A 12,800-nucleotide genomic window follows, 5' to 3' on the forward strand; every position below is an offset into this window, starting at 1 on the left:
CCCCTCCGCCACCGTTACGCCGCCATCCGGCACCGGCAAGGACATTTCCTCCACCCCAGTGCGCTCGCGCACACTGGCAAAAAATTTCACATGGATCACGAAAAGCGGCACCTCAGCAAGAGGCGAAATGATAACGCCCCCAACCCCCAAGCTTCAACCATGCACGAAATCTTTACAGCTATCGCCTTTCCGCCTATCTTTGCGCCATGGAAACCTTCTTCAGTCATTACCTGCTCTTCCTCGCCGACACCGCGACCATTGTAGTTGCCCTGCTTATGGTTGCCGGCGGCCTCACCGCTATCGCCCTGAATAAACGCAAAAGACCTGCGACCGGGCAGGTGCAGGTCAGCGACCTGCGCAAGCAACTAGAACAGTCCAGCGAAAACGTCCAACAATATCGTCTGGAAAAAAAAGCCCTGAAGGTCCACCAAAAGGCCCTCAAAAAAGACCGCAAAGCCAAGGACAGCAACGTCGAAAGCTGTACCTACCTGCTCGATTTCAAGGGCGACCTCCGCGCCTCTGCCGTCAGCGCCCTGCGTGAAGAAATCTCCGCTATTATCCAGGCCGCCAAACCCGGCGATACCGTCCTGCTGCGCCTGGAAAGTGGCGGCGGCATGGTCAACACCTACGGCCTCGCGTCGGCCCAGCTATTGCGCCTGCGCGCCGCCAAAATCCATGTCACGGTACTGATCGACGCCGTCGCCGCCAGCGGCGGCTACATGATGGCCGTCACTGCCGACCGTATCGTCGCCAGCCCCTTCGCCCTCATCGGCTCCATTGGCGTGGTCGCGCAGATCCCCAACTTCCACCGCTGGCTGCAAGACCGCAACATCGACTGGGAACAATTCACCGCCGGCAAATTCAAGCGCACGGTCACCCTCTTCGGCGAAAACACCGACACTGGCCGCGCCAAGCTGCGCGAAGAACTGGAAGAAACCCACGCCCAGTTTCGCAACTTCGTACAACAATACCGTCCGCAGTTGGATTTGGAACAAGTCGCCACCGGCGAAGCCTGGCTGGGCAGCAAGGCCTTACAACTCGGATTGGTAGATCAGCTCGCCACCAGCGACGAAATCATCCTGGAAGCGGCACAAAAAGGCAAAGTCCTCGCCCTCCATTATCAGCGCCAAAAGACACTTCCCCAACGCCTCGGCTTCGCTGCCCAGCAAAGCTGGGACAAACTCTGGCAGATACCGATCTCTTAAAACACCTCGCCATAGGCCCGTCGATCCGCTCCCAGCTCGAACCGCTCCCAGCACAACACCCATTGCAAATTAACGAGATTAGTTCTACATGCGTGTGGGTAACAGTAAACGGGATCAGGTGAACACATGGCGACAGCCTTGGGTAAAGACAAGAAATCCGCCATCCGCGAGGCGAAGACCTACGACTTTACCTGGGAGGCGACATCGCCCGGCGGGAGCGAAAAGAAAAAGGGCGAGATGAACGCCGTCTCCGCCAATGCCGTGCGCTCCAACCTGCGCCGCATGGGCATGATGCCGACCGTGGTGCGCAAGGTGCCGCAGCCCCTGTTCGGGGAAAAAGGCGTCAAGGAAGCGCAACTGGTGGTGATGGTCCGTCAGCTCTCCACCATGATCAATGCCGGCGTACCCATCGTGCAGGCCTTTGAACTGCTCATCTCCGCCACCTCCGGCGCAGGCATGAAAAAACTGCTCAAGGGCATTCTCAAGCACCTCAAAGAAGGCGAATCGCTGTCGCAGTCCATGGCCCACTTCCCCAAATACTTCGACCGCCTTTTTGTGTCCCTGATCGCCGCCGGTGAACAGGGCGGCATTCTCGACACCATCCTGCTGCGTCTGGCCGAGTACCGCGAAAAGACCCTGGCACTGAACAAAAAGGTGAAGTCGGCCATGTTCTACCCGGCGGCCATCATCACCGTCATGGTCGTGGTCGTGGTTATCCTGATGATTTTCGTCATCCCGGTATTCTCACAGTTATTCAGCAGCTTCGGTGCCACCTTGCCGCTGCTGACACAGATCGTCATCAATATTTCCAACTGGATGAAAAGCCACTGGTATATCGTGGTGCTCTCGCCCATCGCCGCGGTGTGGCTCTTTGTTTACGCCTACAAGCACAACCTGTCCTTCAAGACCGTCATAGACCGCTTCTCCCTGAAAATCCCGGTGCTCGGCGACATCCTGCTGAAGGGCGCCGTGGCGCGCTTTATGCGTACTCTATCCACCATGCAGGCGGCGGGCGTGCCCATTATGGAAGCGCTGGGCACCCTTTCCAAAGTCTCCGGCAACGTCATCATCGAACGCAGCGTCCTGGCGGCCCGTGACGACGTCGCCAGCGGTGGCCGCATCACCACCCGGCTCAAAGCCGACGGCGTCTTCCCCATCATGGCCACCCAAATGCTCGCCATTGGTGAGGAAACCGGTGCCATCGAAACCATGGCCGGCAAGGTCGCCGATTTTTACGAAAGTGAGGTCGAAGAGTCGGTCAATCGCCTCTCCACCCTCATGGAGCCGATGATCATGGTCGTGCTCGGCGTCATCGTCGGCACCCTGGTCGTCGCCATGTACATGCCGATCTTCAAGATGGGCGCGGTCGTAACGCACGGAGGCTAGAGACCCATGTCGCACGACGAGACGCTCTTTCCGTTGATGGTGTGCTGTCCGTGGCGGCCTATGTGTGGAGTGATTACGCCCTGTCCAGGGATTCCCGCATGGAGTTTTTCCTGGGTATCACGGCTTCCATCAGCTTTGCTGGTTCCGCCGCGGTCTATTGGGTCATGATGGCGACGATCTCTCCCGTGGCAGGCATCTGGTTGGCCCTGAGCGCGCTCGCGCTGGTTGGGTTGATCGGCGGCGGGTTCCGCTATTGGCCGTCCTTGATCGTGGAGTTTCTGGATTCATGATGCTCGCGGCGCGGACGTGGCGAGCACGCGAAACGGGCTTCACCTTGGTGGAGATCATGGTCGTGATTGCCATTCTGGCGATCATTCTGGGCATCGCGACGCCGTATCTGTCGCTATGGCTGGTACGGGCAAAGATCCAGTCTTCCGCCGACCAGTTCCAGCGGAGCCTTACGTGGGCCGAAGGCTATGCCATCCGCAGCGGCCTGATGGTGGCTGTTACCGTAAGCGGACCCAATGCCAACGGCGCATGCGCCTGGACGATTACCCCAACCACCACATCCACACTGCAGTCCGTGCCTTCATTCAACTACGCGCAGTTCAGTGATCGCTACCATGGCATTACCTGCTCCGTAAATGGCCCGGCAACGCTGGACATCTATCCGTCAGGAATGGTCGAAGACCCGACTACCAGCACATTGAGCAGCATGAAGGTAACCTTTTCCAGCACGAGCGTGAACAACGCGGCCAACTACGGATATTGGCTGGTATCATTAAGCGGGGGTGGGGCTATCAGAAACTGCGCGGCCAACAGCGTGAATGGGGGCTATCAATGCGTCCTGCAATAATCGACTACCACGGTCCGCAGGATGAGGATCATCCTCTGCATCCGGAAAGCGGCATGACGCTGGTGGAGGTGATGATCGCTTCCGCGATTCTTTTGATCGGGTCGCTGGGGATCATTGGCATCGTCCTGAACAACTACGCAGCCGTAGGACAAAGCCAGAGCGTAACCACCGCCTATCAGTTGTCACAAACGACCATCGGCATCCTGCGCTCATCAGGGAACAATGCACTCTCTTTTGATGGGTTTGACACGAAGACGAGGCAAAGCTCTGGAAACACGCTGGTAGCCGCCGATGAATCCGATATTACCGCACTGGTGGCTTCGCTGCCCTCTGGAGTAGAGACGGTTGCCGTAACCTCTTCCCTAGGGAATGGCAGTTGTCCCTGTACAGCGACTATTTCCATCAACTGGAACGACGGGAATGGCCAGCCAGAGAATTACAGCGCGCAAACCGTGGTGGGATACTGATATGCCAATAGAGCCTCATTCCTCCAGTGAACCCATGGTTGATGGCGAAAGAGGGTTTACCATCATCGAGTTACTGGTGACCTTGGTCATCAGTTCCTTGTTGGCTATCGCCGCCTTTACGTTCTATCTGTCTACGAGCAACATCATCAACAATGAAAATAATGTGAACGCCATGTGGCAGAGGGGGCGCATGGCGATGGCATTCATCCGCGAGAGCGTAGAGTCCGCGGGGTTTGGGTTGCCCCCAAATGTGTGTCCCAATGGTACCTATGCGTATGATTCCGCAACGGGTGCTGGGGTACTCAATTTGGTGCCCATTTCCGCATCGGTGCAAAGCGGGTCATCCAGTTACCCGTATGATCCAACCGCATTGTCTGGGATTGATACTTATAGCCTGACGGCTATAGCCGGGGGCGGGGCCATAGGGGATGGCGCCGCGGCCCAGGTAGTGAGTATTCCATCCACGAAATCGGCAGACATGGTGCTGAGCAATGATTCCCTGGTGAATAGCAACGATCTGTTTGTCGTGCAGACTTCAGGGGGTGTATGCCTTTTCGGCCAGATCACCAGTGTCAACCAGGGTGTGGGGAACGCGAACCAAAATGTCGTGCATAATAGCGGTAAATCAATCTTCAACCCGCCCAACGGCTTTAGCGCGCTGGATGGCAATCTGTCCACCAACCAATTTGTCAACGCCAATTTCTATGACGAGGGCCAGACCGGGTTCTACATCGATACCTTCAGCATTGCGAACCCCAACGGGTCTACAGGCGTTCCGACTCTCTATGTCACCCAGTCTACCTTCGCCAGCACATCACAAGCGACGCCCCAGGCAGTTGCGCGGGGCATCGTGGACATCCAGATCCTGTATGGTGTCGCCAATGGCACGCTCACCGGGGCCGTGCAGCAATGGATAACCCCCGCTCTATATAATGCGACATCCAACGGAGCCATATTGGCCGTCAAGGTTGCCATTTTGGCAAGGACCACGATCCCCGCTCAAAACCAGACGAGTCAGCCATCCTACGATCTCCTGGGCCAGGTCTTTAAAGTTCCTTCCAGTGGTGGGCAGGCCCAAGGCTGTCAAAACGGGAATTGCCAGGCGTATACGTACCATGTTTTCGAGGAAACCATCCCGGTACGCAACGCTATTTGGGGTGAATCATGAAGCCTGCTGGTCACAAACCCAATCATGTCCTGCCAGGACCGGCAAACGGCAATGAGAATGGCGCCATTCTGGTGGTTGTCCTGATCATCATATTCGCATTGTCCTTGTCGGTTATTGCGCTCATGTCCATGGATGCGAATAATACGATAATCGCTTCGAACATGGGTGTACAAAGTGCTGCACTGCAGGCGACAGACGAAGGAATGAGTCAGGCGAGCACCCAGCTGAGTCTGACCACAAAATTTCCAGAAGTGCTTACGGCATCCAATCCACAGGCCTTGGCTCCATGGTACGTGCCGCTTCCCACAGGGCAATTGATTCCGACCACCCCTACTGCATCTTATTGGCAGACGTGTGCCACTCAAAAGACATGCCAGACCCTACAGGCTAAATATGGGCCATTCAACTTTACCGTAGAGTTCTTCATACAACCCACCAATCTTCCTGCCACAACCTTGAACGGATCCCAGCATGGGGCGGCCACCTCCTACCGATATTACACGGCTTTTGTACATACGCAGAATACCAATGGCGGCGGTCTGGGCGTGACCACCGAGGCCATATTGAGGAAAGAACAATCATGATCCACAAGCATGGTTTTTACTCGGCTTTGACCAGAATCCCGCTTATCGTTGGACTGGTATTCCTGCCTGTTTCTCCATCCTTTGGCTGGGGTCATCATGGCGGCGGCGGCGGCGGCGGAACTTCCCCCCCAGCCGTAAACACCGGAGACCCACAGGTGGTCATTGTCCTGGACAACTCGCAAAGCATGGCGGAGATTGTGCCGAACAACGGCGGAAACGGTCAGGATGGCACAAGCGGTCTTGCCAACGAAGGCATCTATACGGGATCCGGGTTGGCACAGGACAGCAACGGAAACGCCGTCAATCAGTCCTCGTCTTCTCCCGTCAATTATCCCGTAAATGGGTATACGCCACGGGTGCAGGCGGCGGATTCCAGTGGCAACGCGCCTTACACGGTATCGTGCGGTTCAAGCTCTTTATCCTCCGCCAACCAGACTTTGTGCGGAAATCTGGGAAGCGGGGCCTACCTCGATAATTCGGAATCCTTGATCAATGTGGCGGAACAGTCCGTCGATTATGTCGTTACGTCCCCCAATGCAGCGAACCTGAACCTGGGGCTGGTGGATTACTCCGTGCAGGGGTCTCCGTCCATGTCCAACTCATGGGTGTACTACATGAGCGGCGCTTCCCAGTCTGGAGAGGGCAGCGGTTTTGACTTCGGCACGTCCGATGCACCCACGTCCGTGGCCATGGCGGACGGCAATACCCGTGTGGTCAACAACCCTTGCTATCAGAGCGAGACCAATAGCTGTCAGGCGATTGCCAATACGAATAGCCAGACTGGAAAAAACTACGGAACCAAAAAAGGGACCGTGGTATACAGCGGTTCGGCTATGTACACCGATCCCTATATGTACATAGGGCAAACATCGGATAACCCCGACGTAGTGGATATTCTTTATTCAAGCGGGCTGAGTTCCAACGTGTTGTCGTATGGCGGCGGCAGCCTGAGCAATTATACGTTGAGCAGCTATGAGCACCTGGGATCGGGTAGTTATAACATCCCATCGTCGTCTTATCCAAACTCTACTGACGGACTCACGCAAACGACACCGACCAGTTCCGGTTATGTTCCGTCCAGCCATGAAGTCTGGTATGCCGAGCGGGGGTATGCGTTCAACAATTCCGTCAATGGCAGCCAAGGCAATGTTGTCGAGGCATTGCAGCCTTATAGTACCAGCGTTGTCCAGCAGATAGAGACGGATACCGCGCCGGAGGGTTTTTCATTCGACACATCCCAATATCCGGAAATCGAACCGGATGCGGGATTCTCTCCCATGGCCGGGGCGCTGACGACGGCGGACGGGCAGTTCGTTTCTCCCTCCTGTTCCGGGCAATACGTCATCCTGATTACTGACGGGCAGCCAACGATGGGTACAGGGGGGAATACCTACCCTCCGGTAGGCAGCGAGGCGGCGGATGCCCTGTATTCCTCCTCCACCCCGCAGGCCAGCTACAACGCCAATGGTTCTTTCGTTTCCTCACAAAACAATGCGCTGACAGAGACCATCAACCAGATTACCGCGATGGCCAGCAACGGCATCAAGACCTTCGTTATTGGTGTCGGTCCCGCCATTACCGGGTCGTCCGCGGAAGACCAGGCAAGTCTCGCCGCATTGAACGCGATGGCGATTGCTGGGAACACCAATCAGGTTTATGACGCGGCAAGCCCATCCCAGATTCAAAATGCGCTCAACAGCATCGTGGCGCAAATTGCCGGCACGGTGGTGACCGCATCCGCCGGCGCATCACCCAGCCTGAATACGGGCAACAACGAATACCTGTTGACCAACAACCGCACGAATGGGGAAGGCAACCTTTCCGCTTATGACATCGCCGTCAGCGGGGTGGCGACCGCCAACCCATCGTGGACCGCGGAAGGTGGTATAACCGCATCCACTCGTTCGTCGGCATTGTTTTCCGTAGGCCTCGCTAATAACGGTGCGCCGGGGGCCATCATGCCGGTCGCCAGTCTCGACTCTGCCGCGTTTGGCACACTGGCCGCACCGCTAACGCCATCCATTGTCGCCGATTACACCATCAATCCGGACTACAACAGCAGAGCCTATCTGGGCGGGCGCGATCCCAACTGGCTGATCGGGCTGACATCGCAGGCCATACCGGTTATTTTAAGTGCCCCGGACAACGCATATTTACTGAACATCCCAAGCTACCTGACTTACGCAGGCAAGAATCAGGGGGTCAAGCCATCCGTTCTTTTTAGCGACAACGATGGTTTCCTCTATAGTTATGGTCTGAGTGGAATTGGGAGCGCGCAAACCGGGGCCTTTAAATGGGGGTTCATGCCTCGCGGCCTGGTATCACACCTTTCCATTTACAACAGTTTCTGGGAAGGCCAGAACCAGGGCGGATTCACCACGGTGGACGCCGTCAACGGCTCCGGCGCCTGGGGAACCTATGTCGTGGGTGTGGCGCAAAGCGGTGGCATCCTGTACGGCCTGCAGGTCACTCCCAATGGCAATGGGTATTTTCAGCCATCCGCCGAAGTCTATGAGGATGATCTCGGCGCATCTTATTACGAGCCAGTTCAGGGATCTCCGGTGATCTACCAGGATGATACAACCAGCGTTGCTTATGCCCTGTACGTCGTCAATACCGGGACGGGGTCGTCGGAATCCAGCAGTCTTTACGGATTCAACGTGGCCAATCCCAGTGATACTTTTGTCGATCCACTACCGTTTGTCGCCACCAGTCAGCCCACAGTGGATCAGTTCGGTAACGTCTATCTGGGCGACAACCTTGGGAATGTATGGGAGGCTCCATGGTCTTCTGCTTACAAGCTCAATAAAAACAGCTTTGCCAATATTGGCAATTACGGGGCAAGCGGATACGGTGCCATCGATCCCATCCAATATCTCCAGGTGGCCACCTACAATGGGTTACAGTATCTTGTGGCGGAAGGGAGCAACCGGGTTACGTCATACCAGAATGGCGCGAACGGCTGGTCGCCAATCTGGACCTCCTATGTCGGAGGAACCGGGACCTGGAAGGGTGGGACGAAGGGTGGGACATTCACCAGCAGCACGTCTGCCGGACCCTCGTTTAAAGCGATTCAGGCGCTGCAATCGGGAGCGTCCATCGATGCCGCCGGAGCCATCTTTTCCGGACTGGTCGACGTTCCTGTTACCGTGCAGTCCACAGGATCAAACTCATGCAATACCTACGCTGCATACAATGATTTCTTCAATCTCGCCACAGGCTATTTCCCTGGCGCAGGACTTGTTCCGCTAGGACAGAACGGGGCTGCACAGGATCTATGGGTGGGAACGGGTACTGCTTTTACTCCAACCATATCGATTTTCAACGGGAAGCTATTTGTGCAGACAACCGCTTCCCAGAACACCCTGGGGCAGACCGCTTTGAGCACATCGTTTTATGCTGGGCAACTGCCCGCCGGGGGGCCTGTTGGCTGGAGAGAATTGTTTCAATAACAGATGAAGGGTTAATGTATCTTTATTTATCGTAACTGTTCAGGGCCCATGAAAACTATGTAACATACTAAGGCCGTTGCAACGCTTTTTGAGCAGGGGGCTGCTGTGGAAGGACACGACACGCCGTGCCGAGATTTCCGCGGCTTCTCCCGTTTTAGGGTTTGCCGGAGGCCCTCGGAGAATAGAATGCGCTCGATGGCGGCGCCAAGGGTCCATTGCGCAAGGCTCTGAAGAAGCGATTGGAGCAACCGCATGTGCCTGGCAGCCGTCTGCATGGAGATCTGGCGAACTGCTACAAGCGGTTTTTTTTGTTTTTGGTTTACTTTCGGCCTTGCGCTCGCATGATGCTGTATGACGGTACATGATTGGATCCACCCATTGTTCTTCCCGGCATACAAACTCCAGCTTCCGAAACGGTGCCCGCTTCAGCACCCAGTAACGTGCCGCGCATCCCCCCTGGTTTTTGACCCGTCGCAGAAGCCTCTGCAACGCGGTGGTAATTTTCCTGGCGCAAAAAAGCCCCATCAGCCCTACAGGCAAGTAAGGTCTATTTTCAGAACTTACGCGAGGAGTAACGATAACGCTTTCGTTAGCTAAACGAGGAGTCTTGAACTGATGTGGCAAACGGCATTCCGCCAATGCTCGCGTCTATCGCGTCACGCTGGATCGATGATACTGGTTACCCGGTTGATAATTTCGCGCGTGGTTTGCTGGTCCAGCGTTTCCACATACTGAATGTCTCCAGCACGGGCGCGTAGATCGAATGTGCGCATTTGATTGCAGGCGGCCACGCCTGTCGTGTCATGCCCCGCGATGGCCACGGTCAATCCGTTCTGCCTGGCGTGATTGCCACCGCTGGTGATAGGCACGCAGGTGACCAAGCCCAGCTTGTTGATTTCGGTGGGCGTGATGACCACGAACCAGTGCCGGTCCCGGATTTCGTTTCCTGCCGTTGGATTGGGATTGATCCAGTACACGTCGCCAGGGGATGGAACCTTCCGTCCGATCAAATCAACTCTCTCCCGGCGGGCGCACCTTCCCTGGCCCAGGCGGTGTCTTCAGCGAGGACCTGCATGTCCTGCTCGGTGACACCAGCGAGCAATTCTTCCAGGCTATAGCGCCGCCGCTCACCGCGTGCCGGACGCAGGATAACGGTGTGCTGGGAGACCACTATGCTCAAATCCTCACCGACACCGGCATCCAACTGCCGCAGCACTTCCGCAGGGAGCGTAACTACCGCTGCACCGCCTTGCTTGCGAATCTTTGTGACCAACATGGCGAAACCCCTGTTAATATCATCAACGCTTGAACAGTTTAGTGCGAGTGTGACTTTAGTGCAACCTGACACCGCCTCCCTAAGCGGGAGAACATGGCGGCGCAAAGGGTCCGTTGCCCGGCGGTGAGCAATAGTCAATTTTGGTGTATGAGCGTGTTCTAACATAGCTTAGGCGGCGTCCTGTTGGTCCCCCGGCAGGGTTTCATTGGCCGGCAATCCATCGGTGAATTTTACCCCCGCAAACAGATCACGCACTTTCTCCGGATGGAAAATGGCGATCCAGCGCTTTTCTGCCTGCTGCAGCATCTTGAAGCCCAATCCAAGGAAGCTGTTGCGCGACACGCAGTTTTTTGTACGCGATGTCCGGTGACGCACGGTGGCAAAGGTCGATTCAATGGCATTGGTGGTGCGGATATGCCGCCAATGTTCGGCCGGATAATCATAGAAGGCCAGCAATTCCGCCCGATCCTTTTCCAGCTTGGCCACGGCCTTGGGATACTTCGCCTGGTAGTTGCGCACAAAGACTTCCAGGGCTTTCTCCGCGGCCTTCCGGCTCTCGGCCATCCAGATTTCCTGCAGTGCCGCCTTCGCCTTGCCCTGCTTGGATTTGGGCAGTTCGTTGAGGATGTTGGCGGTCTTGTGCACCCAGCAGCGCTGCTGGCGGGTTTCGGGATACGCTTCGTCCAATGCGGCCCAGAAGCCCATGGCGCCATCACCAATAGCCAGTAATGGTGCAGCTTCCAGACCACGAACCTGCAGGTCGCGCAGAATCTCCAGCCAGGAGGCCTTGGATTCGCGCAGGCCGTCGCTGACACTGACCAGTTCCTTCTTCCCGTCCGCAGTTACGCCAATAATCACCAGCAGGCAGATGCGCGGATCCTCCTCCGCACGCAGGTTGGTATAGACGCCGTCCACCCACCAGTAGGCATACCGTTTACCTTCCAGCGAACGGCGTTGCCAGGCGGCATGCTCTTCCGCCCACTGCGCCTTGAGGCGTCCCAATGCCGCCGGGGAAAGTCCCTTGGCCTCTTCGCCCAAAAGAATGGAAAGCGCCTCCTGCATATGACCGGACGATACCCCATGCAGATACAGCCAGGGGACCGTGGCCGCCACCGTCCGCGATTTACGCACATACGGTGGCACCAGCGCCGAATTGAATTTAATCCCCGAACCCGAGCGATCCCGAACCTTGGGGACCTTCACGGGTACTGGCCCTAAAGCAGTCATGATCTCTCGCTCCGGCAGGTGGCCGTTACGAACGACCGCCTGACGACCATTGACCATCCGTACAGCAGAAAACTCTTCCAGCAATACGGCCACCTCTGAAACGCGGTGCCGCCGTGCAGGGCGGTCGCTGCTGTGAATGACGCTGGCGGTGCGTGTTGCTATCATAACGCCGTGTTCAATCATGGATGGGGCTGTAACATGACGCTCTTTGATGCGCTCGGTTTTCGGTGGGAAAGATCGGCGGTGCCGACTTCCGTTCCGTCTCATTCGATGGATCGCGTCTGTTTCCGCTTCCACAAGATGCTGCCCGAGTTCGTTTGGGATGCTTCGGTGCTTGAAGGCAACCCTTTCACCTTCCCCGAGGTCAAGACCCTGTTGGACGGCGTGACCGTTGGCGGGCGGAAGATTTTCGATCAGGAGCAAGTCCTGAATCTCGCAGAAAGCGCCAAGCGGCTTTTGGCGATGGTCAAGGGCGGCCAGTTTGAACTCTCCAAGCCGGTGTTCACAGAACTAAACCGCATCGTCGCCCGCAAGGAAGCGTTGGAATGGGGCGTGTTCCGTGGCGAAGGTCAGGAAACGAACTACACCCCGGATGTAGGTCTTGGTGAGCATGGGCGCTATACCCCGCTGCCGACGCTACCCGGTGCGCCGGAACTCAACAGGGTGTTCCGTGAAGGGGTGGCGGCACTGCAAGGGTGCGAACCGTTTGAACGGGCAATGGCCTTCTTTCTGTTCGCTGCCTTGCAGCAGTTCTTCTTCGACGGCAACAAGCGGACAGGGCGCTTCATGATGAACGGCGTACTCATGTCGCATGGGATGGACGCCATCAGCGTGCCCGCCGCCAAAGCACAAGCATTCAACGAAAAGATGCTGCGCTTTTACCTGTCGAAAGACGCCAGCGAAATGATGGCTTTCCTCGCGGGATGCCACCCGGATGCATCGGCCATTTTGCCGCCGCCCGCTTGCGGTGAAGGGCGATTGTCAAACGTCTAATTTTGACCAGAGTGAATGGTCCAGATTGACGACAAGGCCATTGTCAAGCGCATCACATTGCGTGGTCTGGCGACACTTACAGCTTGCAGTCCAGATCAATAAAAGTTATATTTTCATATAACTTAACGCACTGGAGGTGCATCGTGCATACAACCAATCTGCGCAAGGTCGGCGGCTCGATCATGT

At 56.5% G+C, this 12,800-nt stretch carries 12 protein-coding genes and 1 pseudogene; 9 read left to right on the top strand and 4 right to left on the bottom strand.

What is annotated here, in order from left to right:
• Nucleotides 1-206 precede the first annotated feature (206 nt).
• The 8 genes from sohB (at nucleotide 207) to Q0C48_RS06225 (ending at nucleotide 9,118) form a co-directional block, all read left to right on the top strand.
• Nucleotides 207-1,205, top strand: coding sequence for a protease SohB (sohB, locus tag Q0C48_RS06190; protein WP_291522577.1), 999 nt, complete (start codon nucleotides 207-209; stop codon nucleotides 1,203-1,205).
• A 126-nt stretch (nucleotides 1,206-1,331) separates the two neighbouring features.
• Nucleotides 1,332-2,591: a type II secretion system F family protein gene (locus tag Q0C48_RS06195; RefSeq protein ID WP_291522579.1), complete on the top strand. Its 1,260-nt coding sequence runs from the start codon at nucleotides 1,332-1,334 to the stop codon at nucleotides 2,589-2,591.
• A 50-nt stretch (nucleotides 2,592-2,641) separates the two neighbouring features.
• Nucleotides 2,642-2,881 (top strand): hypothetical protein, encoded by a 240-nt coding sequence (locus Q0C48_RS06200; protein ID WP_291522581.1) that lies wholly within the window; start codon nucleotides 2,642-2,644, stop codon nucleotides 2,879-2,881.
• Nucleotides 2,878-3,447: a Tfp pilus assembly protein FimT/FimU gene (locus Q0C48_RS06205; RefSeq protein ID WP_291522582.1), complete on the top strand. Its 570-nt coding sequence runs from the start codon at nucleotides 2,878-2,880 to the stop codon at nucleotides 3,445-3,447. The genes Q0C48_RS06200 and Q0C48_RS06205 overlap by 4 nt, the downstream gene beginning before the upstream one ends.
• Nucleotides 3,432-3,914 (top strand): prepilin-type N-terminal cleavage/methylation domain-containing protein, encoded by a 483-nt coding sequence (locus tag Q0C48_RS06210; protein ID WP_291522584.1) that lies wholly within the window; start codon nucleotides 3,432-3,434, stop codon nucleotides 3,912-3,914. The genes Q0C48_RS06205 and Q0C48_RS06210 overlap by 16 nt, the downstream gene beginning before the upstream one ends.
• 1 nt (nucleotide 3,915) lies before the next feature.
• The gene (locus Q0C48_RS06215) at nucleotides 3,916-5,082 is read left to right on the top strand and encodes a PilW family protein (protein WP_291522587.1); all 1,167 of its coding nucleotides are present in this window, start codon (nucleotides 3,916-3,918) and stop codon (nucleotides 5,080-5,082) included.
• Entirely contained in the window at nucleotides 5,079-5,666 is a 588-nt protein-coding gene (locus Q0C48_RS06220) for a pilus assembly PilX N-terminal domain-containing protein (RefSeq protein ID WP_291522589.1), read from the top strand. The genes Q0C48_RS06215 and Q0C48_RS06220 overlap by 4 nt, the downstream gene beginning before the upstream one ends.
• Nucleotides 5,663-9,118: a hypothetical protein gene (locus tag Q0C48_RS06225; RefSeq protein WP_291522591.1), complete on the top strand. Its 3,456-nt coding sequence runs from the start codon at nucleotides 5,663-5,665 to the stop codon at nucleotides 9,116-9,118. The genes Q0C48_RS06220 and Q0C48_RS06225 overlap by 4 nt, the downstream gene beginning before the upstream one ends.
• Before the next feature lie 39 nt (nucleotides 9,119-9,157).
• On the opposite strand, the gene Q0C48_RS14685 is transcribed toward Q0C48_RS06225, so the two are convergent.
• From Q0C48_RS14685 to Q0C48_RS06240, 4 genes and pseudogenes are all read right to left on the bottom strand, one after another.
• Nucleotides 9,158-9,757, bottom strand: a complete 600-nt coding sequence (locus Q0C48_RS14685; protein WP_366937025.1) for a type IIL restriction-modification enzyme MmeI — start codon at nucleotides 9,755-9,757, stop codon at nucleotides 9,158-9,160.
• A gap of 17 nt (nucleotides 9,758-9,774) precedes the next feature.
• Nucleotides 9,775-10,128 carry a type II toxin-antitoxin system PemK/MazF family toxin gene (locus Q0C48_RS06230; RefSeq protein ID WP_291522593.1) on the bottom strand — a complete coding sequence of 118 codons (354 nt, stop codon included), beginning with the start codon at nucleotides 10,126-10,128 and terminating at the stop codon, nucleotides 9,775-9,777.
• Complete coding sequence (locus Q0C48_RS06235; protein WP_257481909.1) at nucleotides 10,125-10,394, bottom strand: AbrB family transcriptional regulator; 270 nt, start codon at nucleotides 10,392-10,394, stop codon at nucleotides 10,125-10,127. The genes Q0C48_RS06230 and Q0C48_RS06235 overlap by 4 nt, the downstream gene beginning before the upstream one ends.
• A gap of 168 nt (nucleotides 10,395-10,562) precedes the next feature.
• Nucleotides 10,563-11,720 (bottom strand): annotated as a pseudogene (locus Q0C48_RS06240) (IS256 family transposase); the annotation flags it as partial.
• 99 nt (nucleotides 11,721-11,819) lie between these two features.
• On the opposite strand from Q0C48_RS06240, the gene Q0C48_RS06245 reads away from it, so the two are divergent.
• Nucleotides 11,820-12,614, top strand: a complete 795-nt coding sequence (locus tag Q0C48_RS06245; RefSeq protein ID WP_291522596.1) for a Fic family protein — start codon at nucleotides 11,820-11,822, stop codon at nucleotides 12,612-12,614.
• The last annotated feature ends 186 nt before the right edge of the window (nucleotides 12,615-12,800 follow it).

Origin of the sequence: Acidithiobacillus sp., assembly GCF_023255755.1 — a bacterium.
Classification (GTDB): Bacteria; Pseudomonadota; Gammaproteobacteria; order Acidithiobacillales; family Acidithiobacillaceae; genus Acidithiobacillus.